The 25,719-nt window shown below is 69.0% G+C and carries 25 protein-coding genes and 1 pseudogene; 11 read left to right on the top strand and 15 right to left on the bottom strand.

The window, feature by feature from the left end; translation table 11 throughout:
* Window positions 1-297: 297 nt before the first annotated feature.
* Window positions 298-1,074, bottom strand: a complete 777-nt coding sequence (locus NXI30_09165) for a hypothetical protein (protein ID MCR9094374.1) — start codon at window positions 1,072-1,074, stop codon at window positions 298-300.
* 107 nt (window positions 1,075-1,181) lie between these two features.
* Here NXI30_09165 and NXI30_09160 point away from each other — a divergent pair, with 107 nt between their 5' ends.
* Window positions 1,182-1,856 (top strand): hypothetical protein, encoded by a 675-nt coding sequence (locus NXI30_09160; GenBank protein MCR9094373.1) that lies wholly within the window; start codon window positions 1,182-1,184, stop codon window positions 1,854-1,856.
* An 81-nt stretch (window positions 1,857-1,937) separates the two neighbouring features.
* On the opposite strand, the gene NXI30_09155 is transcribed toward NXI30_09160, so the two are convergent.
* The 5 genes from NXI30_09155 to NXI30_09135 all read right to left on the bottom strand — a co-directional run bounded on the left by NXI30_09155 (window position 1,938) and on the right by NXI30_09135 (window position 8,384).
* Window positions 1,938-3,155: a phospholipase D-like domain-containing protein gene (locus tag NXI30_09155; protein ID MCR9094372.1), complete on the bottom strand. Its 1,218-nt coding sequence runs from the start codon at window positions 3,153-3,155 to the stop codon at window positions 1,938-1,940.
* On the bottom strand, window positions 3,155-4,609 hold the full coding sequence (locus NXI30_09150; protein MCR9094371.1) for a sigma-54 dependent transcriptional regulator: 1,455 nt from the start codon (window positions 4,607-4,609) through the stop codon (window positions 3,155-3,157). Before NXI30_09150 ends, NXI30_09155 begins: the two co-directional genes overlap by 1 nt.
* Window positions 4,610-4,665: 56 nt before the next feature.
* Window positions 4,666-5,163 (bottom strand): hypothetical protein, encoded by a 498-nt coding sequence (locus NXI30_09145; protein MCR9094370.1) that lies wholly within the window; start codon window positions 5,161-5,163, stop codon window positions 4,666-4,668.
* Window positions 5,164-5,225: 62 nt separating this feature from the next.
* Complete coding sequence (locus tag NXI30_09140; GenBank protein MCR9094369.1) at window positions 5,226-6,098, bottom strand: hypothetical protein; 873 nt, start codon at window positions 6,096-6,098, stop codon at window positions 5,226-5,228.
* A gap of 180 nt (window positions 6,099-6,278) precedes the next feature.
* Window positions 6,279-8,384 carry a chloride channel protein gene (locus NXI30_09135; protein ID MCR9094368.1) on the bottom strand — a complete coding sequence of 702 codons (2,106 nt, stop codon included), beginning with the start codon at window positions 8,382-8,384 and terminating at the stop codon, window positions 6,279-6,281.
* A 95-nt stretch (window positions 8,385-8,479) separates the two neighbouring features.
* On the opposite strand from NXI30_09135, the gene NXI30_09130 reads away from it, so the two are divergent.
* Window positions 8,480-9,073 (top strand): NUDIX hydrolase, encoded by a 594-nt coding sequence (locus NXI30_09130; protein MCR9094367.1) that lies wholly within the window; start codon window positions 8,480-8,482, stop codon window positions 9,071-9,073.
* A 19-nt stretch (window positions 9,074-9,092) separates the two neighbouring features.
* On the opposite strand, the gene NXI30_09125 is transcribed toward NXI30_09130, so the two are convergent.
* Entirely contained in the window at window positions 9,093-9,470 is a 378-nt protein-coding gene (locus NXI30_09125; protein ID MCR9094366.1) for a CbiX/SirB N-terminal domain-containing protein, read from the bottom strand.
* A gap of 16 nt (window positions 9,471-9,486) precedes the next feature.
* Window positions 9,487-9,780 (bottom strand): 2Fe-2S iron-sulfur cluster-binding protein, encoded by a 294-nt coding sequence (locus NXI30_09120; GenBank protein ID MCR9094365.1) that lies wholly within the window; start codon window positions 9,778-9,780, stop codon window positions 9,487-9,489.
* An 88-nt stretch (window positions 9,781-9,868) separates the two neighbouring features.
* Between NXI30_09120 and NXI30_09115 the strand changes: the two genes are divergently transcribed.
* Both NXI30_09115 and NXI30_09110 read left to right on the top strand, forming a co-directional pair.
* Window positions 9,869-10,594: a competence/damage-inducible protein A gene (locus tag NXI30_09115; protein ID MCR9094364.1), complete on the top strand. Its 726-nt coding sequence runs from the start codon at window positions 9,869-9,871 to the stop codon at window positions 10,592-10,594.
* A 23-nt stretch (window positions 10,595-10,617) separates the two neighbouring features.
* Window positions 10,618-11,043 (top strand): DUF4079 domain-containing protein, encoded by a 426-nt coding sequence (locus NXI30_09110; GenBank protein MCR9094363.1) that lies wholly within the window; start codon window positions 10,618-10,620, stop codon window positions 11,041-11,043.
* Window positions 11,044-11,057: 14 nt separating this feature from the next.
* On the opposite strand, the gene NXI30_09105 is transcribed toward NXI30_09110, so the two are convergent.
* Window positions 11,058-11,945 (bottom strand): aminoglycoside phosphotransferase family protein, encoded by an 888-nt coding sequence (locus NXI30_09105; protein ID MCR9094362.1) that lies wholly within the window; start codon window positions 11,943-11,945, stop codon window positions 11,058-11,060.
* A gap of 110 nt (window positions 11,946-12,055) precedes the next feature.
* Here NXI30_09105 and NXI30_09100 point away from each other — a divergent pair, with 110 nt between their 5' ends.
* Window positions 12,056-12,487, top strand: a complete 432-nt coding sequence (locus tag NXI30_09100; GenBank protein ID MCR9094361.1) for a nuclear transport factor 2 family protein — start codon at window positions 12,056-12,058, stop codon at window positions 12,485-12,487.
* Here the strand turns inward: NXI30_09100 and NXI30_09095 are convergent.
* Window positions 12,484-13,497: a DUF2007 domain-containing protein gene (locus tag NXI30_09095; protein ID MCR9094360.1), complete on the bottom strand. Its 1,014-nt coding sequence runs from the start codon at window positions 13,495-13,497 to the stop codon at window positions 12,484-12,486. The genes NXI30_09100 and NXI30_09095 overlap by 4 nt on opposite strands.
* 205 nt (window positions 13,498-13,702) lie before the next feature.
* Complete coding sequence (gene aroC / locus NXI30_09090; GenBank protein ID MCR9094359.1) at window positions 13,703-14,800, bottom strand: chorismate synthase; 1,098 nt, start codon at window positions 14,798-14,800, stop codon at window positions 13,703-13,705.
* Between the two features lie 321 nt (window positions 14,801-15,121).
* On the opposite strand from aroC, the gene NXI30_09085 reads away from it, so the two are divergent.
* The 5 genes and pseudogenes from NXI30_09085 to NXI30_09065 all read left to right on the top strand — a co-directional run bounded on the left by NXI30_09085 (window position 15,122) and on the right by NXI30_09065 (window position 19,417).
* Window positions 15,122-16,573, top strand: a complete 1,452-nt coding sequence (locus NXI30_09085) for an ATP-binding protein (protein ID MCR9094358.1) — start codon at window positions 15,122-15,124, stop codon at window positions 16,571-16,573.
* Between the two features lie 62 nt (window positions 16,574-16,635).
* Entirely contained in the window at window positions 16,636-17,844 is a 1,209-nt protein-coding gene (locus NXI30_09080) for an SDR family NAD(P)-dependent oxidoreductase (protein MCR9094357.1), read from the top strand.
* A gap of 104 nt (window positions 17,845-17,948) precedes the next feature.
* Window positions 17,949-18,332: pseudogene (locus NXI30_09075) on the top strand (EVE domain-containing protein).
* 74 nt (window positions 18,333-18,406) lie between these two features.
* Window positions 18,407-18,883: a hypothetical protein gene (locus NXI30_09070; GenBank protein MCR9094356.1), complete on the top strand. Its 477-nt coding sequence runs from the start codon at window positions 18,407-18,409 to the stop codon at window positions 18,881-18,883.
* Window positions 18,884-18,916: 33 nt separating this feature from the next.
* Window positions 18,917-19,417: an arsenate reductase ArsC gene (locus NXI30_09065; protein MCR9094355.1), complete on the top strand. Its 501-nt coding sequence runs from the start codon at window positions 18,917-18,919 to the stop codon at window positions 19,415-19,417.
* Between the two features lie 12 nt (window positions 19,418-19,429).
* Here NXI30_09065 and NXI30_09060 read toward each other — a convergent pair whose 3' ends face one another.
* Window positions 19,430-19,915, bottom strand: a complete 486-nt coding sequence (locus tag NXI30_09060) for a ribonuclease HI (protein ID MCR9094354.1) — start codon at window positions 19,913-19,915, stop codon at window positions 19,430-19,432.
* Window positions 19,916-20,075: 160 nt separating this feature from the next.
* Between NXI30_09060 and NXI30_09055 the strand changes: the two genes are divergently transcribed.
* Window positions 20,076-20,978 (top strand): hypothetical protein, encoded by a 903-nt coding sequence (locus tag NXI30_09055; GenBank protein MCR9094353.1) that lies wholly within the window; start codon window positions 20,076-20,078, stop codon window positions 20,976-20,978.
* A gap of 15 nt (window positions 20,979-20,993) precedes the next feature.
* Here the strand turns inward: NXI30_09055 and NXI30_09050 are convergent, their stop codons facing one another.
* The 3 genes from NXI30_09050 to ychF all read right to left on the bottom strand — a co-directional run bounded on the left by NXI30_09050 (window position 20,994) and on the right by ychF (window position 25,346).
* Window positions 20,994-22,796, bottom strand: a complete 1,803-nt coding sequence (locus tag NXI30_09050; GenBank protein ID MCR9094352.1) for a homoserine O-acetyltransferase — start codon at window positions 22,794-22,796, stop codon at window positions 20,994-20,996.
* Between the two features lie 39 nt (window positions 22,797-22,835).
* Complete coding sequence (locus NXI30_09045; protein MCR9094351.1) at window positions 22,836-24,137, bottom strand: O-acetylhomoserine aminocarboxypropyltransferase/cysteine synthase; 1,302 nt, start codon at window positions 24,135-24,137, stop codon at window positions 22,836-22,838.
* A 114-nt stretch (window positions 24,138-24,251) separates the two neighbouring features.
* A complete protein-coding gene (ychF, locus tag NXI30_09040) occupies window positions 24,252-25,346 on the bottom strand; it encodes a redox-regulated ATPase YchF (GenBank protein MCR9094350.1) in 1,095 nt (364 codons plus the stop codon).
* Window positions 25,347-25,719 lie beyond the last annotated feature (373 nt).

Here is a 25,719-nt window from a genome sequence, read left to right as displayed (position 1 = left end):
AGCTGCCCGGTGTCGTGCCGAGCAGTGAAGAGGAAGGATTGTTCCCGAGTCCGGGCAGGCCGAAGCGGCTGGCCAGGAGTGCGAGGTTCTCGGAGGACGGACTGGAATCGGCGGACATGACGGCCTTCCCTACGCGTGTCGCCTTCGGCGACGACGATCAGGTTCGAAGGGTCTGCTCTCAGGTCGGCCGCTCGCGCGAACCGACCACCCCCAGGCAACGAACGATCGGCTCGCGCTGGCAGTCGCACGGCACGATCGAGCAGGAAAGCCGAGCGTACCCCACTCGGGCACGATCGATCAGCGGGGGTCGCGGATTCCGGCGGCCGGCGGGCGCTCGTTCGCGCTGGGCCGGGTGCCCCGCGCACGGCGCGGCGCGTTCGGCGTCCCGTCCCCACCGGCGGGGGTGGCGACGGGCTGGGCGGTGGGCCAGCTCGCGGGCGCGCGATCGCGATCCGCCTGCAGGCGGACGTGGCCGTTCACGTCGAAGACGCGGTGGATCCCGACGAGCGCATCCGCCTCGACGTGGACCTCGCTCTGGATCCCGCCGCCGCGTGCCGCGGGGTAGAAGCTCCGGGCGCGGCCGTCCTCGCGGCCGTTCTGGAAGCGCATCTCGGCGGCGAGGCCGCCGTCCGGATGCCGGAGCTCGACGCGGCCGTCGAGTCGACCGCCTTCGAACGCGCCCGTCCAGAAGAGCTCGCCATTCGGGTGATGAAGGGACAGTCGGCCGCGCCAGCGACCGGCGGCGAGCTCTCCGCGGAGGAAGACCGCTCCGCCCGCGTGGTACGCGACGACCGGTCCCGTGAGCCGACCGTCGACGTAGCGCGCGACCAGGCGGACGCCGCCGTCCGGATAGCGTTCCCGATACAGGCCGACCCGGACGGCTTGCCCGAGCGCGTCGTACTGCTCGCACCATTCTGCGCGAACGCCCCGCGACGCGGCGCGCGCGAAGACGGTCTCGTCGATCGGGCCGCCGGCGAGGGTCTGGCCCCCCGCGCACGCGCGGGACCGCGTCTCGGCGGCGGCGGGGAACGCCAGGCAGGCGGCGCTCAGCAGAATCCAGGCGGCCGTCTTCACGCATCTTCACAGCGGTCGATCGCGCGCCTCGCTTGATCCCCAGGCTCGAAAGCAGAGCAACGTCCCGTTTCGTGGTCGCCGGGAGCGGCCGCGCTAAGGTGCGCCGCATGTCGAATTCCGTCCGATCTGCGCGAAGCCTCGGCCCGAAGGTCCTGAATCGTGGCCGAAAGACCCCGATTCTTCGCGGCGGACTTCTGCTGCTCGCGCTTGCAGCGTCCGTCTCGGGCTGCGACCGGAACATCGAGCCCTATGCGCCCGGCGAAGAGCCGCGTGAACCCGACCTCGCGCGCATCTTTCCGGGCCCGCCCGGTGGCGTGGGCTCGGCGGAGGGGCAGAGCGAGAATGAAGGCGCGACGCCGCGCGGGGCGGTTCCGCCGACGCGCGCCGAAGGGCCGGCCCCGCCCGCGGCGACCACCGCCGCCCGTGGCGCCGGCGCCGGCGGCGCGATCCTGGGCGAGATCGCGCTCGCCCCGGAGCTCGCGATGGCGCGTCCGGATCAGGGCGTGCTCTTCGTGATCGCCCGGCCGCAGGGGGCGACGGGTGGGCCGCCGCTGGCCGTGCTCCGGATCCCGGACCCGGACTTCCCGCTCTCCTTCTCGATCGGGCCGGAGAACGTGATGATCCCGACGATGCAGTTCGCCGGGCCGATCTCGCTCTCCGCGAGGCTCGATGCGGACGGGAATGCGATGACCCGCGGCCCGGGGGACATCTCGAGCCCGGTCGTCGAAGGGCTCACGCCCGGCGAAGCCGGGGTCGAGCTGACGCTCTCGGAGCGCAGCTAGCGAAGACGGCACCGGGCGTCCGTTCCGGCGCCTTTCCTCGGATCGCGAGGTCGCGCTCGTAGACGCACGGTTCGGTGGCGCTCAGAGCAGTGCGGCGACGAAGCGGGCCGCCACGAGGTCACGGACCCGCCGCCACCGCGTCCGTCGCTGGAGGTCCGCGATGGTGATCTCGTGGGAATGGTCCAGGTCTCGCCCGATCAGCGAACGGATCTCGCGAGCGGCCGGCTCGTCGTCGATCACGACGTTGAGCTCGAAGCTGTGGAGCAGGCTCTGCCGATCGAGATTGGAGCTGCCGACGATCGCGAGACGTTCGTCGAACACGCTGCACTTCGCGTGCATCATGGCCGGCGCGAACTCGAAGAGCCGAACGCCCGCTTCGAGCAGCGGCGTCGCCGTCGCATGATGCGCCCAGCGAAGGATCCGATGGTCCGTCTCGCCGGCCGTGAGGATCTCGACCCCGACGCCTCGGGCCGCGGCCCGGCGAAGCGCCCTGCGGATTCGCGCGCTCGGAGCGAAGTACGGACTCGTGATCCGGATGGACTCTCGCGACGCGTCGATCGCGCGGGCCAACAGTCGCGCCGTCCGACGATTCTCCCGGCGCCGGCCGTCTGCGACCACGGCCACGCGGGCGCGACCGGCGGATCCCATCATCACGTCGTTCTCCGAACGGCCGCTCGCGAGCGTCTTCGCCGCGGCTCGGATCCGGTCCGGCTTCGAGGTCGTTCGTCGCCACGAACCCTCGAAAGCGCGTTCGAGCTCGGACACGATCGGTCCGCGCAGGCGGAGATGCGTATCCCGCCACACCGGCTGGCCTTCGTCCGGCGACGGAAATCCGTCGTACTCGTCTCCGAGGTTCAGTCCGCCCAGGAAGGCGACTTCGCCGTCGATGATCGACAGCTTGCGATGATCTCGACGTCGAACGGCGCGAAGCGCGGAGAGGCCACGCCAGGGCGGGTTGAACGAGCCGACCTCGACCCCGGATTCGAGAAGCGACGCGATTCGGCGTGAGCCGAGTCCGATCGAGCCGATCGCGTCGTAGACGAGTCGCACATGGACGCCGGCACGTGCTCGTTCCTCGAGGATGTCGATCACCTGCGATCCGATGCGATCGGAGCGGAGCGTGTAGATCTCGAGGCTGATCGACCGGGTGGCTCCCGTGAGCGCCGAAAGCATGGCCGGGAAGGCGCGCTTGCCGCAGTCGTAGAACTCCAGGGCGTTGCCCGCGACGAAGTGGAGCCGGCGCCGCCCGTCGGAGACGTCGGTCGCGAGTCGGGAGGGCTTGCGCTCGGACCCTTCCATCACGTATCGCGAAAGTCTTCCTTGCGGAGACCGAGCGCCTTCATCTTTCGCTGCAGGGTCCTTCTCGAGAGACCGGACCGGGCCGCAGTGTCCTGGATGCTTCCGCGACACTCCGAGAGCACGGTTCGGAGGTACTCGCGCTCGAGGTCCGCGACGATCGGTGCGACCGCGGAGGCGAGGGGCTCCCGCGTGTCGAGTTGGAGCCGCTCGGGAGCGGGCTCGGAGGTCGTTCGTGCGTGGGCCGACTCGTTCGACTCGCTTCCGTTCGCGAGGCCGACCGGTCGGATCCACTCTTCGACGTCCCTGACCGTCAGGTTGCGTCGCCTGCGCAGCGTGACCCGCTCGGCGAAGTTCTCCACCTCACGCACGTTGCCGGGCCACGGATACGAGGAGAGGCGCTCCAGCGCCGCTGACTGGATACGGGGTGGCTCGACGCCGTACTGGCGCGCGAATCGCTTGAGGAAGTGCGCGAACAGGAACACCGCGTCCTCGGGGCGCTCGCGAAGCGGCGGGACGATCAGCCGGATCACGTCGAGTCGATAGAAGAGGTCCTCGCGAAACGCGTTCTCGGCGACGGCATCGTCGAGGTTCACGTGCGTCGCAGCGACGACGCGCACGTCGACCGGGATCTCCTCGGTCCCGCCCACCGGGCGGATCGTTCGGGTCTCGAGGGTACGGAGCAGACTCTGCTGCGCGCTCGGTGACATGTCACCGATCTCGTCGAGAAAGACGGTCCCGCCGGCGCCGGCAGCGAAGATGCCGCGCCGCGCGCGCGCGGCGCCGGTGAACGCGCCGCGCTCGTGTCCGAAGAGCTCGGATTCGACGAGGGCTTCGGGGAGGCTCGAGCAGTTGATGGCGACGAAGCGCCCGGCACGACCCGAACGCTTGTGGATCGCACGGGCGAGGAGCTCCTTGCCCGTGCCCGTCTCGCCGAAGATCAACACGTTGGCATCACTCGGCGCGACGCGGGCGCAAGTCTCGAAGACGTCCCACATCTCCTGGCTGCGGCTCAACATGCCTTCGAAGCGGGAGGTGCGGACGCGCGAGCGCGCTAGTTCGTCCACGACCGGAAGGATCCGTTGAGCATCGAGCGTCGCCTCGACGGCGCGCTCGATCGCCTCCACCGAATCGTCGTCGACGAGCACGTCCTTCACGCCCGAGCGCAGGAAGTCCCGAACGTCGGACCCAGAGGCCTCCGGGGCGATCACCAGCACGTCGACGAGGGGCCAGCGCCGACGAATCTCATCCACCCGGTCCTGCGCGGCTCCGCGATCGCGGTCTCGGACGTCGACGAGCGCGACCCGCGGTGCGTCGTTGCCCGCATCGCCCGGCCAGGCCACGACGTCGAGTGCGCTCGCGCTCAGGTGGTCAGCGAGCACGTTCGAGGCGACGACCACGGTCCGCTCGGGGTCGTGCGTCTTCTGGGACTCGACGTGCCGGTTGCTCCTGCCCAAGATGGGAGGGAGCGTAGCGCTGTCGTGCGCACGACGGGTCTCGCACGCACGCGCGATCAGGGATGGAGGGACAGGAAGCGGCCCAGGTCGTCGACGTCGTCCTTGCGGACGGCGCCTGCGACGGTCTCACGCCACGTCTCGGGATCGTCGACCTCCGCGAAACAGTGGAAGGTCGGTTCGATCTGCATCGTGACGCCGTCGAGCGCGACGACCCGACGCGCCCAGCTCCGCCGCGAGGCGAGCGAGACCACGAGCGAGTCGGGCGGCGCCGCGACCAGCTCGAAGTGGACCGGTCGACCGGCCCGGCGCTCGCGCTCGAAGACGTGCGCGATCCGCCAGTCGGGGAGCGCAGGCTCGAAGGTCTGGAAGACGACCGAGACCGCTGCGTCGTCGCTCGCGCGGCCCGCCGCGAGGTTCTCCCGGAGCACCCAGCGAAGCGTTCCGATCGGTCCGACGTGGGGACGCAGCAGATTCTTCCAGCGCACCAGCTGGGGCCGGAAGCCGTCCTCCTGGTGCCGGTGGTGTTCGATCGCAGTCGCATACATCGTTCGCATGGTGTTTCCTCGCTGGGTTCGGTTCGTTCGTTCCGGGTCGATGGCCGTCGGGAAGGCGGGTCCTACGAGCGCCGCGCGAGGCGCCGCCGCGTGCGACTCGGCGCTCGGGTCGAACCGATCGAATAGGTGGCGTAGGGCTCGGGGAGATCGGGGAACGGCGTCGGCCTGCGCGATCCGATCTCGCAGCGCATGTCGGCGCGGCGGGACACGCGCTTCGGCCGGCGATGGGCGCGCAGATCGAGCGCGGGCTGCTCGGGCGTTCGGGTCGGCTCGCTGATCGGCGACCGGTCGCGCTCGTCGCGTTTCGGATGGTCGCCTTCGCGCGCTTCGGCTGGCTCCGGCTCCTCGGGCTCGCGGAGCTCGACACCGAAGTGGAGCGGCGGATCCGGGAAGACGATCGTCGCGCGCTCGCGGTCGAGCGCGGCCGGGTGGCCGATCCGGACCTTCATCAGTCCCCGGTCGAGTGCCGAACAGCCGGCGTCGAGCTTCGCTCGGATTCGCTTGGGGACCCGAGCGTCCGCCGCGTAGGCGCGCGCCTCGTAGGCCGTCAGCTCGCGAACGGGTCGCCCCGAGTCGTTCAGGAGACAGGGGTCGTCGATGGCGAACTCGAGCTGCTCCGCTCCGAGGGCGATCGCCATGTCGGCGGCGGCCGCTTCCTCCTCATGGTGGGCCATCTCTTCGAGCCGCACGGCGTTCACGCCGGACTCGCGGGCGATCTCCTTGAGGGTAGACTGGCCGCCATGGAGAAGGATGAGCTCACGGTCTTCCTCGCGTTCGAGGTACCGCTCGAGTCCCCTGGGCGCGCCGTCTCGGGCGAGCACCAGCGGACCCGCGTGGACGACGGTCCGCGGCGCCCGTCCGTTTCGGCGCCGTGTCATCGGCATCGCGCCGACGGGCTTCGGGGCTTCTGGGATCGGATGGCTCTGGATGTTCATGGCTTCCTCCTGTTGAGCGTTCTTGACGCCCAATAGAGAGAGCAAGGTGCATGCCAGGATGGGTGGCGTCCCAGACGCGACTGAACGGCACGAGAGGGCCGCTCGCACGAAAGGCCGGCCAATCTTGGCCGAAAAATCGGCCATCATTGGCCGATACGACATGCTCGACGCGCGCGTCCGCTAGAGCGTCGTCTCCGGCGGCGGCTGCGTCGAGAGCGCGTCGAGCATGTCGAGGGCCTGCGTCGTTCCCGCGACGATCACCGCGTCACCCTCGACGAGGACGTCTTCGCCGTGGGGCACGCGCAGGTGCGTCGAGCCGTCGGATCTCCGGGATCGCACGAGCAGGATCTGGACGCCTAGCCGCTCGCGCAGGCCGAGCTTGCGCAGCGACCGCCCGACGACGTGGGGTGGCGCCATGATCTCGCGCAGCTGATGGCCGTCGCCGAGGTCGACGGTCTGTCCCGCGCCGGCGGCGCGGAGACTCGTCTGCATTCCGCCGGCCAGATCCCGACGGAGCTGCTCGGTGTGGCTCGCTTCGATCACGTCCTTCTCGCGGATCGTGCCGACGAGCTTCTTGGGGTCGTCGGCGTTCACGACCGCGATCTCGTCGACGTGGCTCGAGCTGAAGATCGACATCACGACCGAGAGATCCACGTCGTCGGTCACCGACGGATGGCTCGAATCGACCAGGTCGCCGGCGACGACGACGTGCTGGAGCGCGTCCTGCTCGTAGATCAGGCGTCGGATCTCCTGCAGCGAAATCGCACCCATGTGCGCGCCGGAGAGGCTCGCCACGTAGAACTGGTTGTGCGGACTGGCGACGACCAGGTCGAGGATCGTCTTGAAGTCGGCGCTCGCCGGGATCACCACCGGGTCGAGCACGATCACGTCGCGGACCGAGAGGTCCTTGAGCACGTTCGGGTTCTGCTTCTCGAAGATGTCGACGCCCTGGCGGCGTAGCTTCGTCGTGTAGATCGAGTCGCGGTAGGAGAGCTGGGCGACGAGGGTCGAGATCACGCAGGCGGTCATCAGCGCCGGGATGATGTCGATCGTCTGCGTCAGCTCGAAGATGATGATGATCGCCGAGACCGGCGCGTGGGTCGCCGCCGCGACGACGGCCCCCATCGTGACGAGCGCGTACGCGCCGCTCGTCGCGGTCGCGCCCGGGAAATACTGCTCGACCAGGTAGCCGACGACGCCGCCGGCGGTCGCGCCCAGGAAGAGGGAGGGCGCGAAGACGCCGCCCGAGCCGCCGGAGCCGATCGTGATGGACGTGGCGACGATCTTCGCGACGACGAGGAGACCCATCAGGCCCGCCGCGAGCTGACCGGTCAGAGCGCCGGAGATCGTCGTGTAGCCGACGCCGTAGACGTTCGGCAGCCAGACGGCCATCAGGCCGACGAGCGCGCCGCCGACCGTCGCCTTCGACCACTCGGGGAGCGGCACGCGCTCGAAGGTGTCTTCGGCGAAGGTGAGCGTGCGGATGAATGCGACGGCGACGAGACCCGCGACGATGCCGGCGACCATGTAGGGTCCGAGCTCGAAGGGGCTCACGATCTCGTAGTCCGGAACCGGGAACGCCGGGTGGTTGCCGATCGCGTATCGGGTGACCACGGACGCGACGACCGAGCTGATCACGATCGGCGTGAACTGGGTGACGGCGAAGTCGCCGACGATGATCTCCGCCGCGAAGATCGCGCCGGCGATCGGGGCGTTGAACGTGGCCGAGATGCCCGCGGCCGCACCGCAGCCCACGAGGGTGCGAACCCCGGCGGCATTCAGCTGGAGCTTCTGCCCGATCGTCGAGCCGAAGGCGGAGCCGATCTGGACGATCGGACCCTCGCGGCCGACCGAGCCGCCGGTCCCGATCGAGAGGGCGGAGGCGAGCGCCTTCACGCCGACGATCCGCGCGCGAATCACGCCGCCGCGAATCGCGACCGCCTTCATGACCTCGGGGATCCCGTGACCCCGGGCTTCCCGAGCGAAGAAGTAGATGAGCGGGCCGACGAGGGCGCCACCGGCGGCGGGGATGGCGATCCGCCAGTACCAGGCGAGCTGCTGCGCGACGTCGAGGGGGTCGCGCGTCTCGGCGGCGATCCCTTCCTCGAAGACGGCTGCGACGCCGGCGGTCCCCTCGAAGAAGAGGCCCTGGATCAGGCGGATCATCAGCCGGAACAGGACCGCGCCCAGCGCGCCCGCGAGGCCGACGAAGACCGCGCAGCCCACCATGTAGAGGTGTCCGCCGCGTTCGAGCAGGCTTCGGGCTTCGGTGGACGAGGAGGACAATCGGGCGAGCCTTCCTGGGGGTCGAGGCGCGGCGCAAGTTAGCACCGGGGGCCGCGAACGCCGGGTTTCCCGGGCGTGCGTGGTAGCCTCGATCGATGGCCGAATCCGACTCCGATGACCGCTCGAACCCCCCGATCGCACCGCCGCCCGCCTGGCGTGTCGTCGACGAGGAACACCTCCAGCACTGCAAGGTCTTCGACGTCCATCGCGCGACGATGGAATCGCCGCGGACCGGCGATGCGCATCCTTTCTACCGGATCGAGTCGCCGGATTGGGTGAACGTCGTGGCCCTCACGCGCGACGAACATCTCGTCCTCGTCCGTCAGTTCCGGCACGGGTCGCGGACCGTCACCCTCGAGATTCCAGGGGGTCTGATCGACCCGGGCGAGACGCCCGCGCAGGCGGCAGGTCGGGAGCTGCTCGAGGAGACCGGATTCCGCGCGGGCCGGCTCGAGGATCTCGGCTCGCTCAATCCGAATCCCGCGCTCTTCGGCAATCGTGTCCACATGCAGCTCGCCCTCGAGTGCGAGCAGGTCGACGTGATCCGGAACGAGTCGACGGAGCACACGACCTTCGAGCTGCTTCCGGTGACGAACCTTCGCGCCGTCGTGCGCGAGATCGGCATCGACCACGCGCTCGCAGTCTCCGCGCTCTACGCGTACGAGATCTGGCGCGACGCGCGACGTTGAGGCCGTGCAGGCGTCGGGCTCAGCCTTCGGCCGGGCTGAGGCTCTCGAGCACGATCTCGACCAGGCGCGGGTGTTCACCGATCGGATCGGAGATCGTGATGCGGAGCTCCGCATGGCGGGCGCGCGCGGCGTCCATCAGCTCGGGGATCGTTTCGCGGACGTGATAGCCGCGACCCAGGAAATGCAGATGGACGTGGATCTCGTTCACGCCGTCTTCGACGAGGGCATCGATCGTCGACGACACGTCGGGCTGCGCCAGCTCCATGTGCGCGTGGGCGACCCGCCAATCCGGTCGGGCTTCGGCGATTCGGCCTGCGAAGTCGGAGATGGCCCGGTTCGCGTTCTCGTTGCGACTGCCATGGTCGACGATCAGGAGGGCTCGGCGGGGGACGCTCATTCGTTCCTCCCTCCGCCTACCAGTACGCCGCGCGAACGGTGACGTCGCCGCTCGGCCGTACGCGGCAGGCCAGGCGGAGAGTCTCGTCGATGCGATTGCGTTCCTTGATGCGCACCTCTCGATCAGATGGCGCTTCGATCGCGTCCGCGCCTTCGACGATCTCGAGCCCGCATCGCGCACAAGCCCCGTTCTCGCCGCAGGCGCTCGCGATCGGAAGGCCGACGGCACGGGTCGCCTCGAGGAGGGTCAACTCCCCGGCTTCGATTTCGAGCTCCTTCTCGGAGGGCAGGAATCGGACTCGGCAACGCATCGCCGGAGTCTAGGGAATGGAACCCGGGTCGGCGGAGGACGCCTCTGGGGAGCCCCCGGCCGCGTCCGGCTGGGTTACGATTCTGGCCATGGCCACCGCGGCACTTCTCGTCATCGGCAACGAAATCCTCTCGGGCAAGGTGCGCGATACCAACTCGGCGTTCCTCGCCGTGGAGCTGCGGAAGCTGGGCGTCGATCTCGAGCGAATCCTGACGATCCCCGACGACATCGACCTGATCGCCCGCGAGACCCGGGACATGTCGGAACGCTTCGACTTCGTCTTCACGTCCGGCGGGATCGGTCCGACCCACGACGACATGACGATGGACGGGGTCGCGAAGGCCTTCGATCGCGAGCTGGAGATGAACCAGTCGATGGTCGACCGGATGGCGCGTTATTCGGACAAACCGCTGAACGACGCGATGAAGAAGATGGCGATCATCCCGACCGGCGCGGAGATCATCGACGTGGGCGGGCTCTGGTTTCCGGTCGTGATCGTCGAGAACGTGCACGTCTTCCCGGGGATCCCGGAGCTCTTCGAGAAGAAGTTCCACTCGCTCTCGGATCGTTTCAGCGGCGTGCCTTTCCAGCTGAAGAAGTTCTACGTCCGTCCGGCGGAGAGCGACATCGCCGAGATCCTGAACGCGCTGCTGCGCGAGTTCCCCGAGCTGATGCTCGGCAGCTACCCGCGGATCAACGAGGAGCACTACCGCGTGATGCTGACGCTCGAGTCCCGCGACGAGAGCTACCTCGAGAAGGCGATGGAGAGCCTCGTCGCGAACCTGCCCCCCGACTCGGTCTACAAGATCGAGTAGGCGCGTCTCCCGTCGGCGACATCGTGGAGACCTGGCAGCGCGTCCTCGCCTTCGCCCATCCACTCTGGATGGTCGTCTCGATCGCGCTGGCGATCGCGACCGCTCGAATGGGTCTGGAGATCCGTCGCCGTCGCGCGAAGGGGCAACCGCCCGGACGCGCGCTTCGAGCGCGTCATCTCCGATTCGGGAAGTCCGCGATCGCGATGGTCGTCGTCGGCTTCGCCGCCGGCCCGCCGTCGATGCTCTACTTCCGCGAGCGCGGCGTCTTCGACAGCTTTCACGCGATTCTCGGACTGATCGTGCTCGGCCTCTTCCTCTGGACGGGTTGGAGCGGTCGAGCGCTCGCGAGCGGAAAGGCGGGGGCACGTGACGTCCATCGGATCGCGGCGGGTGCGGCGATCGCGTCCGCGCTGGCGTCCGCGATCGCGGGCTTCACACTGCTGCCCTGACGGGAGATCGCCTGCTAGGCGAGGTCCGTCTCGACCCGGCGGAACGTGTTCGCACCGATCCGGGCGAGGAGCGGGGCGTCCCGACGCCCGTGCGCGAGGAGCACCGCGGCGAAGCTGATCGCGGAGCCGAGCGCGCGCCGCCGGAGCGCTTCGTCCGCGCCGTAGCGATCGAGTGCGTCCGCGCGGACCGCCGGGTCCTCGAACAACATCCAGATCGATGCGAGGTCACAGGCGGCGTCGCCACTCGTGACGTCGCCCCAATCGATGATCGCGGCGAAGCGGCCGTCGCGAATCAGGACGTTGCGGCCGTGCAGATCGCCGTGGAGCCAGACGTCGATCTCCGCGATCGGTGCAGCGACCGCGTCCGCCCAGGCCGCCTCGATCGTGGGTGTGACGACGTCGGTCTCTCGGCGGAGCTCTGCGAACCAGGTCTCGACGGCCTCGGCCCGCTGGACGAGCGGGATGCCGCGCACGGAGTTCTCGGGCGCGTCCGGGGGGGCAGGCGCGTGGAGAGCGCGGAGGAACTCGACGAAGCGTTCCGCGTCTCCGTCCGGCGGCGGTGAGGACACGGCCTCTTCGCCGTCGAACCAGGGGATCACGCTCCAGGCCCAGGGGTAGGCCTCGCCGGGCACGCCCCGCCGCACGGGCGTCGGGATCGGAATCGGCAGCCGGGGCGCGAGGGTCGCGAGCGCGCGCTGCTCGTGCCGCACGAGCTTCGCGGCCACTTCGCGTCGGGGCAGGCGAACGACGAGGTCGTCGCCGAGTCGGTACATCGCGTTGTCCCAGCCCTCGCCGACCAGGGCGAGGGTCCGGTCCTCGAGGTCGGGATGCTGCGCTCGAAGGAGACGCCGGACGAGGCCCTCGTCGATCGCGACTTCGGCGGGCGGCGTCTTCGGCGTCATCGCGCGTCGTTCCCCTCAGCGCGTCAACGCGCGGCCTCAGTATGCCGCAGGGCGTCCCGACGTCCTGCTACGCTCGGCCCGCGTCCCGTGCGCCCGCGCAGGAGCTTCCGTTGAACCCCATCCAGCGCTTCATCGAGTTCGCCGCCGCCTTCGAAAAGTCCTTCGCCGACGACGACTGGAGTCGACTCGAAGGTTTCCTGACCGAGGACGCCGTCTACGAAGTCACCGGCGGCCCACCCCTCGGCGGCCGTTGGGAAGGGCGCGACGCGGTCCTCGCCCAGCTGAAGGCGAGCGTTGACGAGCTCGATCGGCGCTTCGACGCACGAAAGACGGAACTCCTCGGCGCGCCGGTGGCCGTCGACGACACCGTCACCTTCGACTGGCGCGGGACCTACAGCCTCGCCGGCAAGCCGGATCTCGTCTTCAGCGGAACGGAACGCGTCGAGTTCGAGGGCGATCGGATCCGGTTCTTCGCCGATCTCGTGAACGAAGGCGACGACGCTCGGATTCAGGCGTACCAGGCAGCGCATCTCGCCGACTAGCGTGCCGGCGTGACCACCAGGTTCGAGAACCAGGCGCTGGTGCCGGCGTCGACGAAGAGGGCGATGCCGCCGCGGGCGTCGGGGCCGAGCTTCAGGTCGTTCACGACGAGGACGGGTTCGGGCGTGTCGTCGACGTAGAGGCGCGCCATGGATCCGGCGACTTCGACGCGCACGTGGATCCAGCGATCGGGTCCGATCGGAGCGGGCGCTTCGTAGACGCCCGGGGACTCCTCGCGGAAACGCGCGAAGTCCCAGTCGGGGTAGGAGAAGTACTGGACGGCGTGTGACCGCCGGACCGGGTCCTCGGCGTCGCCGTTGGTCGGCCGCAGGTAGATCGACTCGAAGCGCGAGAGGTCGTCGGCAACGCGGAAGGCGATGCCGGCGAAGCCGCGCGCGATCCACTTCACGAGAAACCAGCTCTCGGGGTTGACGCCACTCGCGACGTCGAACTCGATGGTTCCGTCCCGAAAATCGATGCCCTCGACGAGGGCGATCGTGTTCGAGTCGCCGCCGGCGAAATCGCTCTCCATCGTGACTTCGACGGCTCGGCGGCCCCCGAATTCGGCCGCACGGACGATGACGCCGTTCGTCTGGAGGCCATCGGTCGTATCGAGGGTGACGCGGGTCTCCTCTTGCACGGCGGTCGCCGACGAGGCGAGCGCGAGAGCGAAGAAGAGCAGCAGGAAGATCAGCAGAACGTCGAGCGGTTCGAAGCGCGTGAGCCTTCTGCCTTCGTGGTTCGCGACCTGGTCTTCCGCGGCGGCGAGGACGTCCGGCGACTCGACCTCCGGCGGTGGCGCGGGAGCGTCGGCCAGGAGCGCCCAGGCCCGCCCCCGATCCTCCGCACGAACGAAGAGCCTGCAGCCGTGGCCCTGGAGGACCGGGTAGGCGCCGCCCACGTCGTCACTCGCCGTTCTCGCTTCGATGCCCGCTTGCTCGAGTCGCGCGCGATCGAGCTCCGCTTCGACGAGCGATCCGTAGCTGGCCAGCTGTGCCCATTCGTTGGCCATGGAAGAGATCCTCTCCGCGCTGCCATCGGTCGGGGGCAGGCGCCACGGGAAGGATACGCGTCCCAGCGCGAAGGGCTTCGGACGGCTGCGGAAATCCGGGGCGTCCGCGAGGAAGGTCCATCCCGATTCCCGTCCCGCGGCGATCGCGATCCTCTTGGATGGCGAGGCCTACTGAGCGTGCGGGGCCGAGCCGTCCGGAGCGCGCTCAGTCTTCTCGCGGGATGACGTCCTGGCCGTGCTGCCGCAGCCAGTGATCCGCGAGGGTCAGGCAGACCATCGCCTCGACCATCGGCACTGCACGCGGGAGCACGCAGGGATCGTGTCGTCCCCGGGCCGCGAGGGTCGTCTCCTCGCCGCCCGACGTGACGGTCTGCTGCTCGGTCCGGATCGTCGCGGTCGGCTTGAAGGCGATCCGCAGGGTGATCGCTTCCCCGTTGCTGATGCCGCCCTGGACGCCGCCGGAGCGATTCGTCGACGTTCTCGTCCGCCCCTCGCCGTCGATCTCGAAGGGATCGTTGTGCTCGCTGCCCGTGAGCAGCGTGCCCTCGAAGCCCGAGCCGATCTCGAAGCCCTTGGCGGCGGGCAGCGACATCATCGCCTTGGCGAGATCCGCCTCGAGCTTGTCGAAGACCGGGTCTCCGAGCCCGACCGGGACGCCCCGCGCGACGCACTCGACCACGCCGCCGACGCTGTCGCCGTCGCGCCGGGCCTCGTCGATCAGCGCGTACATCTTCTCGGCGGCGTCCGCGTCGGGACAGCGCACGTCGTTCGATTCGATCTCCTCGAGCGTGACCGTCTCCGGGTCCACCTTCGAGTCGATGTCCTTCACGCGCCGGACCCACGAGAGGACCTCGACGCCGGCGTACTCGCGGAGGAGCTTGCGCGCGATCGCGCCCGCCGCGACCCGCCCGATCGTCTCTCGCGCGCTGGCGCGGCCGCCGCCCTGCCAGTTCCGGATCCCGTACTTGGCGTCGGTCGTGTAGTCGGCGTGGGAGGGGCGATACGTCTCGCGCATCTCGTCGTAGGCGGAAGGACGCGCGTCCTTGTTCCGCACGAGCATCGCGATCGGGGTTCCCAGCGTCCGACCCTCGAAGACACCGGACAGGATCTCGGCCCGATCCTCTTCCTGCCGGGGCGTCGTCAGGACGCTCTGGCCGGGGCGCCGCCGGTCGAGGTCGCGCTGGATCTCGGCGATGTCGATCTCGAGCCGGGGCGGGCACCCCTCGAGGATCACCCCGACGCCGCCGCCGTGGGACTCGCCGAAGGTGGAGATGCGGAAGAGATGGCCGTAGACGCTGCCCATGGTGATCGCTGGTCGCTCGTGCGGGGTTCGCCGGGGAGTCGAGGGGGGTGGAGGTGGCGCGGAGTCACGCGCCTTTCCAGATCGGAAGCCCAGCCCCGGAAGGGGGGTCGAAACGGCGCCGAGGGTACCCCTTTTGGATGGAGAACGAAAAGCCGGGGAAAAACCCGGATACGGCCTCCAGAGGATGCCTGTGCGCCCGGGGTGAATCGGATTCCAATGACCGTGGAAAGCTGCGGCAACACTAAAGCCTGCTCGCGGACCCGACGACATCCTTTTCATGGGGGCGATTCCGGGAGTCGCTGCCGAGAGGGGTCGGGAGTCATGTCCAGTTCGCTGCTGATGGAGATCGCCGAGGCCGGGGAGCCGGGAGGTGTGGAGCGCCGCGGCCGGCCGGTCGCCGGGGCTCCGACGGAGCCGCCCGGGCGTGACTTCGAAGCCGCGATCCAGCGACTGTCGCTGCGCCTCGTCGACCCGGACGGCGGCACGATCGAAGGCACGATCGCGCTCGCCCTCGAGACCCTCGGCCTCGGACTGCGGGCCGAGGTCGTCGATTTCTTCGCGGCCGACGCGATGGTCGCCGTGGGCTTCGGGCGGACGGGGACCGACGGGTCCGCCGGCGGCTTCGAGCATGCGGAGCGCTGGCTCGCCCCCCCGTCGACGGGGCCGCGATCCTTCTCGGCGCTTCCGGCGCGGCTCGACCTCGAGGCGCAGTCGGCCGTACGGGACGCGTTGACCGCCGGGCGAATCGCCTACCTGCCGACGGGGCCGGCGACCGCGATCGGGAAGGCGCGCGAAGGGGCGACGCTGCTCGGCTGGCGACGTGCCCACCCGGTGCTGCTCGTACCGTGCCCCTCGCCCCGAGGACTCCTCGGCGTCTTCGGCGTCGCCGCGACTGCGCAGGCGGGAGCGGACCGGCTGGCGACCCTGGACCGGGCCGAGCATCTCGGTCGACTCGTGGGCCTGGCCCTCGACCGGATCCTCCTCGAGGGCGACCTCGCGACCCTGCGACAGGCGAGGGCGCACCAATCGCGCCTCGAGACGATCGGCCGGATGACGAGCACGACGGCCCACGACCTGAACAACATCCTGACCGCGATCCTGGGCTACGGCGAGCTGCTCGGGTTCGAGCTCGACCTGAAGCCCGGCGACCGGGGCCACGAGGACTTCGCGGAGCTCTGCGCCGCCGCCCAGCGGGCCGCGACCGTGGTGGACGAGCTCCTTCGATTCGGCCGTCGGGAGCACGACGGGATCGAGACCCTCGATCTCGGCGACACGATCGCGTCGCTGTCGGGGAGGGTCCGCCAGGTGCTCGGGCGCGGAATCGAGTGTGCGATCGACCCGGGCCCGACGCCTGCGCCGGTGCGCCTCGATCGCGGTCGGCTCGAATCGGCACTCCTGAACCTGGCCGCCAACGCGCGCGCAGCCGTCGGCGAGGGTGGGCACTTCGACCTCTCGACGCGGGTCGTGCGCATCGACGCGTCGGGCCAGGACGAGACGGGGGAGGCCGACCCGATCCCCGGGCTGCGGCCCGGCGACCACGTTCGCCTGACGGTGTGGGACGATGGCTGCGGGATCCCCGCCGACGTCCTGCCCCGGGTCTTCGAGCCCTTCTTCACGACCAAGGCGCCCGGCGAGGGGACCGGCCTCGGTCTCGCGAGCGTCGCTGCGTTCGTGAAGTCCGCGCAGGGCGGGCTCCGCGTCGAGAGCGCGCAAGGCGAAGGCACGGCCTTCCATCTCTACTTCCCGCTCCACGTCGACCCGCGCCGGACCTGAGCGACGGCTCCCGGGGGCCTGCACATCGGTTACTTTCCCGGCGCCCCGTCCGAGGAGATCCGATGCGCGAGTGGCTGTTCGACGTCTTCCGCGAGCGTCCGTGGTGGATGAACGCGGTGATGGTCTTCTGCGCGTACATGGCCTTCGTCTACATGCCGTGGGATCTCTTCGTGAAGCCCGTCGAGGTCGACCAGGAGGTCTGGTTCGGGATCCTCTTCACCGGCATCTGGGCCAAGATCCTCGCCGTGCCCCACTGGTTCGTATACGGCGCTGCCGTCTACGGCTTCCGCCGCCGTCGCCCGTGGATGTCCTTCTGGGCGCCCGCCTACACGGCGCAGGTCGCCTTCGGTCTTTATCTCTGGACGGCGCTCGAGACCGGCGGCTTCTCGGGGATCATCGTCGGGATCTTCCCCGCACTGCCGATGGGGGCGCTCACCTGGGCGTTCTGGACGCACCGCGAGCATTTCGACCCGAAGCCGCTGGCGCTCCGCGCGCGCTACGGCGACTGGGCGCTCGTGACCGGGGCCTCGGCCGGGATCGGGACGGCCCTCGCGCGGCAGATCGCCGCCGACGGCGTGAACGTCGTGCTGAGCGCGCGGCGCGAGGACCGGCTCCAGAGTCTCGCGACGGAGCTCGAGCGGGACTACGAGATCGAGACCCGGGTCGTGGCGGTGGATCTCGCCGAGGCCGGCGGTGCGGCGGCGCTCGTCGAAGCGGTCTCCGATCTCGAGATCGGTCTGCTCGTGAACAACGCGGGGCTCGGCTACGCGGGACGCTTCGATCTGCTCGACGGCGAACGACTCCGCCGTCTCGTGACGGTGAACTGCGAGGCGCCTCTCGTCCTGACCCACGCGTTCGTGCAGGGGATGCGCGAACGCGGCCGGGGCGGTGTCCTCTTCACCGGCTCCGTCGCCGGGCGACAGCCGCTCCCGCTCCACGCGGTCTACGCGGCGACGAAGGCTTTCGACGGACAACTCGGAGAAGCGCTCTGGGTGGAGCTCCGCGCGAGCAACATCGACGTCCTCGTCCTCGAGCCCGGCACCGTCGAGACCGAGTTCCAGGAGGTCGCCGGCGAGATCGCGCACGGTGGCGCCGACGCGGACGAAGTCGCGGCCCTCGGCCTGCGCTCCCTCGGCGAGCAGCCGTCGGTGATCGCCGGCTGGTTCAACTGGATCCGCGCCAACGCCGCCTATCGCCTGACGACGCGCCCGATCCTCGCCCTCGTCGCCGGCCATCACATGGCGAAGCAGACCCCGGAAGAGCTGCGCTAGCTCGTCGCGACTGTGCGACGCTTCCCTGCGCCGACTTCCCTACTCTCGACCAGACCCATCCCTCCAGAACACCGGAGAACCGAGTGGCACGCGGCTATTGGCTCATGAAATCCGAGCCCTTCAAGTATTCCTGGGACGACCTCGTGAAGGACGGCCAGACCTATTGGGACGGCGTCCGCAACTACGAGGCCCGGAACAACCTCGCGGCCATGAAGAACGGGGACCTCGCTCTCTACTACCACTCGAACGAGGGCAAGGAGGTCGTCGGGATCGTCGAGATCGTGGGCGAGGGCTATCCCGACCCGACTGCGGACGACCCGCAGTGGGTCGTGGTCGATGTCGCGCCGATCGTCCCGTTCACGCGGCCGGTGAGCCTCGCCACCATCAAGGCCGATCCCGCGCTGCCCGAGATCCAGCTGGTGAAGCGCGGTCGCCTCTCGGTCGTCCCCCTCACCTCGGAGGAGTTCCGCCACGTCGCGAAGCTCGGCAAGACGAAGGTGCCGAAGATCGCGGACAGCGTCGCCGCGGCGCGGGCCAGGCAGGGTGGCAAGGGAGCGAAGAAGTGAAGGTCAGGGTCCTCCTGCTCGCGACGATTTCGATCCTGCTCTCCGGCTGCGTCTCCATCGGCGGAGGGACGCCGGCGGGCGCGGGTGCGATGGATCAGGTCAGGCTCGAACGGATCTTCGAGGGGCAGGTCGAGAAGATCGCGGGCGGCGCTGGCTATCTCCGGAGCCAGGTCGACGGAATCGACGTCGTGCTCATCTCGGACCCGGACACCGATCGCATGCAGCTGATCGTGCCCGTTCCGCTGACCGAGAACGTCGGTGTCCAGCACCTGGTGGGCATGCTCCAGGCGAATTTCCATCACGGACTCGACGCGAAGTACGCCCTCTCCGACGGCGTGATCTACGCGGTCTTCAGCCATCGCCTGTCGACGCTGGCCGAAGAGGACCTCATCGCCGGCTATCGCCAGGCGCTCGACCTCGCGAAGCGCTTCGCCAACGTCACGGACGGGATCGATCTCGACGGCGGGCCCTAGGCCCGGTTCGCGGGGAGAGCGAGGCGAAGCGCCATGGCAGCAGACGCACGGCCGATCGGGGTTCTCTTCCTCTGCACGGGCAACTCGGCGCGCAGCCTGCTCGCGGAGGCGGCCCTCGCGCGCCGCGGTGGCGCCCGCTTCGCGAGCCACAGCGCCGGCAGCCAGCCGAAGGGTGCGCCCCACCCGCGAACGATCGAGACCCTCGCGCGCCTCGGCTACCAGACCTCGGGCCTGTCCAGCAAGAGCTGGGACGTCTTCGCCGGCGACGACGCCCCCCCGATCGACATCGTCGTCACCGTTTGCGGGAACGCGGCGAACGAGACCTGCCCGGTCTGGCCCGGGGCGCCCATCCGCGCGCATTGGGGCGTCGAGGATCCGGCCGCCTTCGAAGGATCCGAGGACGAGGAGCGGGCCTTCTTCGAGCGGATCCATGATCAGCTCGCGAACAAGGTCGAGGCGCTCGTCGCCCTCGACTTCGACGCCCTCACGGCCACCGAGCTGGCCGATCGGATCCACGCGATCGCGGACGTCTGACGAAGGGCCGTACTAGGCGCCGTAGGCCGCGAGCGCGTCGGCGTACTCGTTCCAGCGCGCGCCCTCGTGGGCGCGGATCCAGCGCAGCTCGATCCGGGGCTTGGCCAGCGCGAGCGCGTAGAGCTCCTGGACGAGCTCGAGGTTCTTGATCGGACCGCTCTTGCGCTTCCAGCCGCGCTTCTCCCAGCCCGGCGCCCACTCGTTGATCGTGTTCACGCAGAGCTGGCTGTCCGAGTAGGCGACGAGGTCGCGATCTTCGGGGAGCTTCTTGAACGCTTCGATCAGCGCCTGGAGCTCCATCCGGTTGTTCGTCGTGTCGGGGGCGCGTCCATGGCCCTGGTCGAGGATCTCGCCCTTCTCGACCCAGACCCAACCCCATCCGCCGGGTCCGGGGTTCGGGTCGCAGGATCCGTCGGTGAAGATCCCGGTCTCGGGACCGCCGAACTCGGAATCGAGGACTTCTTGCGGGGACTTCTGTGCGCCGTTTCGTTTTGCCACGGCGGCCGAGCTTACCGAAGGATGTCGGATCGGAAAGCAGGGGCGGCAAAGTTGGGCGTACGTCTCTCGCTGGCGTGAAACCGACCTGCTACCGAACGGCACAGACGCGTGCCCCTTCTTCTTTCCTGAACCGCGCCGGTCGGTGCGGATTGGAGTCACCATGAAGTCTCGCGCCCTCTTCTCCCGGACGATCTGGATCGTCTGCCTGCTCGGATGTCAGTCCGAGCTCGCTGCCCTCGAGCTCCCGGTTCCGACGCCGCCCTCCTCGAACGTGGTGTCCTTCAACGACGTGTCCATCGAGATGACGTCCTGCGAGATCACCCCCGACCGGTCGGCGATCTGTCGTCTCTCGATCACGAACCGCTACACGGACAAGGGGATCGAGATCTATCGGGACATCCGGATCCAGGACGACCTCGGCAGCGAATACGCCGTGACGACGGGAGGGTTCGGGGAGCGCGTCGGCTGGAAGACGGGCACCGTCTGGTCGCAGACCGCCGTCGCGGACAGCAGCTACTCGTTCACGGTGATCGCGACCAATCTGTCGACGCGGGCGACGTCGATCCGCGCGGTCGTGTTCCAGCGCTTCCTCGCTCGGGACATGAATCGGCGGACCCTCGGCTACCGGGACAAGGTCGTCTTCCGCTCGCCCCGCATGGTCGCGTCGGGTGCGCCTTCGACCGGCCGTTCGACCGGCCCTTCGAACCCGACGAACCCGGCCGTTCCGCCCTCGGGCGAGGGGCTCGCGCTCCAGAGCGGGTGGCAGGACGTCGGCTACTGGGACTACGACGGCGTCGACGGACAGAGCCTGGGCGTCGGGATCGTCTATCGCCCGACGCCGGGCGGTGGACTCGGTCGGACCTGGCCCGGACATCTCGAGCTTCGCAACCACGCCTCGCTCCGGGCACGCCCGCGGAGTCTGTGGCCCGTTCGGATCCATCCCGATCAGCGTCGCATCTGCGCCGACTATCCCGGCTATCCCAGCTACGCCGTCCACGTGGACCTGCCCGGCGAAGCGCAGGACGGGGTCTATCAGGTCGCGCGCTGTCGCGGCGACGACTGATTCGACGCTCGGCCTTCAGTCGATCCGTCGGATCGCGACGACGGCGAGGTCGGCGTGGAGGTTCGGGTCGTCGGTGACCTCGGTTTCGCGGGCGGAGTCGATGTAGATCGCCTCTTCGATCTCGATCCCGAGCGTCGCGCAGAGCTCCTGGAAGTCGAGGATCGAAGGGAAGCGCCGATTCGGCGTGTCGTACCACTCGTAGGCGTAGAGGCCCTCTTCCTTGGGGAGGCGCCCTTCGCGCTGGAACATCTCGCGGAGCGGACGGTGCGCGAAGTTCGGGAAGCTCACGATGCCGCGCTTCGCGATCCGGACGATCTCGCGGAGGACGCCGACCACGTCGAGGATCGATTGCAGCGTCTGCGAGAGCAGCGCCACGTCGTAGGCGTCGTCGGGAATCGCCGCGAGGCCGGAGTCGACGTCGGCGTGCACGGTCACGATCCCCCGGTGGATGCTCTCGGCGACCGCGTCGGCTTCACGCTCGATACCGAGGAGCGGCGCGTGGCCGCGGTCTCGAAGGATCGAGAGCAGCTCGCCGTTTCCGCAGCCGAGGTCGACGACGCTCCCGGTCTCGGGCATGAGTCGCAGGATGAGCCCGTAGTCGAGGCGGTTCGTGTAGAAGATGCTCGTGGGCTCGTCGGTCTCGGGCTCTTCGGGCACGCGGATCGGCCCGCTCTCCCCGAGCTGTGAGGCGAGGAACGCTGCGACGGTCCGCTGGCCGAGGACCATCGACTCTTCCAGCAGGAACGAGTCGTGCCCGGCCGGGCTCTCGATCACGCAGCTGCTGACCGGTCGCCCTTCGGCGACGAGGGCGTCGACCAGCTCCTGGGACGCCTCGACCGGGTAGAGCCAATCCGTCGTGAAACTGAGGAAGAGGAACGAGCAGGTGCTCTTCGAGAGGGACTCGCGGATCGCGTCCGGGCCCTCGCCGAGATCGAAGAGGTCCATCGCCGTCGTGAGCGTGACGTAGCTGTTGGCATCGAAGCGTTCGACGAAGCGTTCTCCCTGGTAGGCGAGGTACGAGCCGACGGAGAAGACGCTCTCGAAGCCCGTCTCGATCGCTCGTGGCTGGAGCCGCGTCGGATCGAACTTCGCGCGCATCGACTCGTCGGAGAGATACGTGATGTGCGCGAGCATCCGCGCGAGGGCGAGCCCCGCCTCCGGCGACGGGCCGTCGTAGTACTGCCCTTCGGCGAAATGGGCATCGTGACGGATCGCGTTGCGTCCCACGACGTCGAAGGCGATGCCCTGGCTCGAGAGCCGGGGCGCGGCGGCGATCACGACGGCGGCGCCGACCCGCGTCGGATGGTCGATCGACCACTGGAGCGCCTGGAGTCCGCCCAGGGATCCGCCGATCACGGCGGCGAGGCGGTCGATGCCCAGGTGGTCGAGGAGGCGTCGCTGGACCTCGACCATGTCGCGGACGGTGACCGTCGGGAACTCCGCGCCGTAGCGTCGCTCGCCGCCGGGGCGGAGAAAGTCGGGCCCGGTCGTGCCGCGACAGCCGCCCAGCACGTTCGAACAGATCACGAAGAAGCGGTCGGTGTCGATCGCCTTGCCCGGCCCGATCAGCAGCTCCCACCAACCGGGATCGTCGTCTTCCGCGTGGCTCGCGGCGTGGGAGTCCCCGGAGAGCGCGTGGCAGACGAGGATCGCGTTGCTGCCTTCGCCGTCGAGGCTGCCCCAGGTCTCGTACGTGACCTGCAGGCGCGGTAGCTCGTCGCCGCTCTCGAGGCGGAGGGGTTCCTCGCTCCGCCAGGCCTCGGCGTGGGGTAGCGGCGCGCCGATGAGACGGACGTGTCCGGCCTCATCGGCGCTCATGCCGTGCCCCCGCGAATCGCCACCCTCGGGTTGCCGGGCCTACGCGCTCGCGCGCAGGGCCTGCTCGAGGTCGGCGATGATGTCGGCGGCGTCCTCGATTCCGACGGAGACGCGCACGTATTCCGGCGTCACGCCCGCGCTGGCCTGCTCTTCCGGCGTGAGCTGGGAGTGCGTCGTCGAGGCGGGGTGGATCACGAGGGTCTTGGCGTCGCCGATGTTGGCGAGATGGCTCGCGAGCTTCACGTTCTCGATGAACTTCTTGCCCGCGGCCTCGCCGCCCTTGATGCCGAAGCCGAGGATCGCGCCCGCGCCAGCAGCCAGATACTGCTTCGCCATGCCGTTGTGCGAGTGCGAGGGCAGGCCCGGGTAGTTCACCCACTCGACCAGATCGTGGCCCTCGAGGAAGTTCGCGACGGCAAGGGCGTTCTCGCAGTGGCGCGGCATCCGCAGGTGGAGTGTCTCGAGGCCCTGCAGCGTGAGGAACGCGGCGAAGGGGCTCATGGCCGCGCCGGTGTCGCGGAGCCAGTGGGTCCGGATGTGCATCACGTATGCGATGTTGCCGACCGGGCGGAGCGCCTCCTCGAAGACGGCGCCGTGATAGGACGGCGACGGCGCACAGAACTCCGGCCATTTGTCGGGGTTCTCGGCCCACTGGAAGTTGCCGCTGTCGATGATCGCGCCGCCGATGTGGACGCCGTGGCCGCCGATGAACTTCGTCGTCGAGTAGATGACGATGTCGACGCCGTGCTCGATCGGTCGCAGCAGCGCCGGCGTCATGACCGTGTTGTCGCAGAGCGTCGGAAGACCGTGCGCGTGCGCCTTCTCGGTGATCTTCGCGAAGTCCGGCACGTCGTTCTTCGGGTTGCCGAGGCTCTCGAAGTAGACGCAGCGGGTGTTCTCGTCGACGAGGTCGTCGATCTGCTCCGGGTGATCCGGATCGAAGAAGCGGACCTCGATCCCCATCTGCTTGAAGGTCTGCGTGAAGAGCGTCCAGGTTCCGCCGTAGAGGCTCGTGGCGGAGATGAAGTTCTGGCCCGCGTGGCAGATCGTGAGGAGCGCGGCGGTGATCGCGGCCTGGCCCGACGCGAGGCTGAGCGCCGCCGCCCCGCCGTCCATCGCGCAGAGCCGCTGCTCGAGGACGTCGTTGGTCGGGTTCATCAACCGGCTGTAGATGTTCCCGAACTCGGCGAGCCCGAAGAGATTCGCCGCGTGCTCCGTGTCGTTGAAGACGTAGGACGTGGTCGCGTAGATCGGGACCGCCCGCGCGTTCGTCGCGGGGTCCGGCTCCTGACCGGCGTGGACCGCCATCGTGCCGAGTCCATGCTTCTGTTCTTCACTCATGGGGGGGGTCTCCTGTACGGCCTCCGGCCGGCTCGAGAGAAGGAGTTGGGCCGCACAGCCTTGAGCGGGCGATCGCGAAGCGATCGTCAGCGCGCTCTGCGCGCGTCGGGTAAATCAGGCGCTCGTCCGGAAATAGACTACATCGCCGTCGGAGACGACGTACTCCTTCCCTTCGACCTGCATCACGCCCTTGGCCTTCGCGCCGGCTTCGCCTTCGCATTCGATGTAGGTGTCGAAGGGGATGACTTCGGCCCGGATGAAGTGCTTCTCGAAGTCCGAATGGATCTCACCGGCGGCCTGGGGCGCCGCGGTGCCCTGGCGGATGGTCCAGGCGCGGATCTCGTTCGGGCCGGCGGTGAAGAACGTGACCAACTCGAGGAGCGCGTAGGCGGCGCGGATCAGGCGATGGAGCCCGGGCTCCTCGATCCCCAGGTCCGCGAGGAACTCTCCCTTTTCCTCGTCGTCGAGCTCCGAGAGCTCCGCTTCGACCTTGCCGCAGATGCGCACGACCTCGGCGCCGGAGGTGGCGGCGTGGGCCTCGAGGGCGGCGCTGTAGTCGTTGCCGGAAGCGAGCCCTTCCTCATCGACGTTGGCGACGTAGAGGATGGGCTTGGCGGTCAGCAGACAGGCTTCGTCGAACGAGGCGCGGACGACTTCGGCGACCTCGAAGGTCCGCGCGGGCTGATCGGCGGACAGGTGGTCGCGGAGCTGCTCGAACATCTCGAGATCGGCCTTGGCCTGCTTGTCCCCCGACCGCGCGACCCGCTTCACGCGGTCGATGCGCTTCTCGACGGTGTCGAGGTCGGCGAGCCCGAGCTCGAGCTCGATCGTTTCGACGTCGCGCACCGGGTCGGTCGAGCCGTCGACGTGGACCACGTTCTCGTCGTCGAAGCAGCGGACGACGTGGATGATCGCGTTCGTTTCCCGGATGTTGCCGAGGAACTGGTTGCCGAGGCCCTCGCCCTGAGACGCGCCCTTGACCAGACCGGCGATGTCGACGAATTCGACGGTCGTCGGGACGACGTTCTTGGAGTGGATCAGGTCGTCGAGCTGCTGGAGCCGGCCGTCGGGGACGGTCACGACGCCGGTGTTCGGTTCGATCGTGCAGAAGGGGTAGTTCTCGGCCTGGATTCCGGCGGCGGTCAGCGCGTTGAAGATCGTGCTCTTACCGACGTTCGGGAGGCCGACGATGCCGCAGGTGAGTCCCATAGGCGGCGCATGTTCCCGAATCCACTCGGTCCTGTCATGGCCGAGGCGTCGTTCGGGATCGGAAATTCGTAGATGCGCGGATTCCTTCTGAGAAGTGTCTCGATGAACCCGATTCGGCGAGGGAATGGGATCGGGCTCGAAAATGTGTAACAGGAGTGGCTAAATCGCTTTATCTAACGGGGCGTTAGTTTGACTGAACGCGCATTTTCCACTGGAAGCGGGTGACGCGGGTGTGAGAAAGTCGAGAAGGAACGGAGGAGGTGAGAGAGGCGGTTCGAGGCACCGTCGGCTTGTTCGGCCGGTGACCGGACCAAGAGTGACGAAAACGTAGGACGAACACGAGCTCCGGCAGGGGACGGCTCCACCGCAGGCC

This window comes from bacterium (assembly GCA_024742285.1).
Classification (GTDB): Bacteria; Myxococcota_A; UBA9160; order UBA9160; family UBA4427; genus UBA4427.
The sequence above is the reverse complement of the archived record's forward strand: the minus strand, read 5'-3'. Positions and strand labels throughout refer to the sequence as shown.

What these genes read in the sequence shown, in the direction of transcription:
- NXI30_09160 (MCR9094373.1), top strand. Translation starts at nt 1,182, where the DNA reads ATGTCGAATTCCGTCCGATCTGCGCGAAGCCTCGGCCCGAAGGTCCTG.
- NXI30_09155 (MCR9094372.1), bottom strand. Translation starts at nt 3,155, where the DNA reads ATGGAAGGGTCCGAGCGCAAGCCCTCCCGACTCGCGACCGACGTCTCC.
- NXI30_09145 (MCR9094370.1), bottom strand. Translation starts at nt 5,163, where the DNA reads ATGCGAACGATGTATGCGACTGCGATCGAACACCACCGGCACCAGGAG.
- NXI30_09140 (MCR9094369.1), bottom strand. Translation starts at nt 6,098, where the DNA reads ATGAACATCCAGAGCCATCCGATCCCAGAAGCCCCGAAGCCCGTCGGC.
- NXI30_09130 (MCR9094367.1), top strand. Translation starts at nt 8,480, where the DNA reads ATGGCCGAATCCGACTCCGATGACCGCTCGAACCCCCCGATCGCACCG.
- NXI30_09125 (MCR9094366.1), bottom strand. Translation starts at nt 9,470, where the DNA reads ATGAGCGTCCCCCGCCGAGCCCTCCTGATCGTCGACCATGGCAGTCGC.
- NXI30_09120 (MCR9094365.1), bottom strand. Translation starts at nt 9,780, where the DNA reads ATGCGTTGCCGAGTCCGATTCCTGCCCTCCGAGAAGGAGCTCGAAATC.
- NXI30_09115 (MCR9094364.1), top strand. Translation starts at nt 9,869, where the DNA reads ATGGCCACCGCGGCACTTCTCGTCATCGGCAACGAAATCCTCTCGGGC.
- NXI30_09105 (MCR9094362.1), bottom strand. Translation starts at nt 11,945, where the DNA reads ATGACGCCGAAGACGCCGCCCGCCGAAGTCGCGATCGACGAGGGCCTC.
- NXI30_09095 (MCR9094360.1), bottom strand. Translation starts at nt 13,497, where the DNA reads ATGGCCAACGAATGGGCACAGCTGGCCAGCTACGGATCGCTCGTCGAA.
- aroC (MCR9094359.1), bottom strand. Translation starts at nt 14,800, where the DNA reads ATGGGCAGCGTCTACGGCCATCTCTTCCGCATCTCCACCTTCGGCGAG.
- NXI30_09085 (MCR9094358.1), top strand. Translation starts at nt 15,122, where the DNA reads ATGTCCAGTTCGCTGCTGATGGAGATCGCCGAGGCCGGGGAGCCGGGA.
- NXI30_09080 (MCR9094357.1), top strand. Translation starts at nt 16,636, where the DNA reads ATGCGCGAGTGGCTGTTCGACGTCTTCCGCGAGCGTCCGTGGTGGATG.
- NXI30_09065 (MCR9094355.1), top strand. Translation starts at nt 18,917, where the DNA reads ATGGCAGCAGACGCACGGCCGATCGGGGTTCTCTTCCTCTGCACGGGC.
- NXI30_09055 (MCR9094353.1), top strand. Translation starts at nt 20,076, where the DNA reads ATGAAGTCTCGCGCCCTCTTCTCCCGGACGATCTGGATCGTCTGCCTG.
- NXI30_09050 (MCR9094352.1), bottom strand. Translation starts at nt 22,796, where the DNA reads ATGAGCGCCGATGAGGCCGGACACGTCCGTCTCATCGGCGCGCCGCTA.
- NXI30_09045 (MCR9094351.1), bottom strand. Translation starts at nt 24,137, where the DNA reads ATGAGTGAAGAACAGAAGCATGGACTCGGCACGATGGCGGTCCACGCC.
- ychF (MCR9094350.1), bottom strand. Translation starts at nt 25,346, where the DNA reads ATGGGACTCACCTGCGGCATCGTCGGCCTCCCGAACGTCGGTAAGAGC.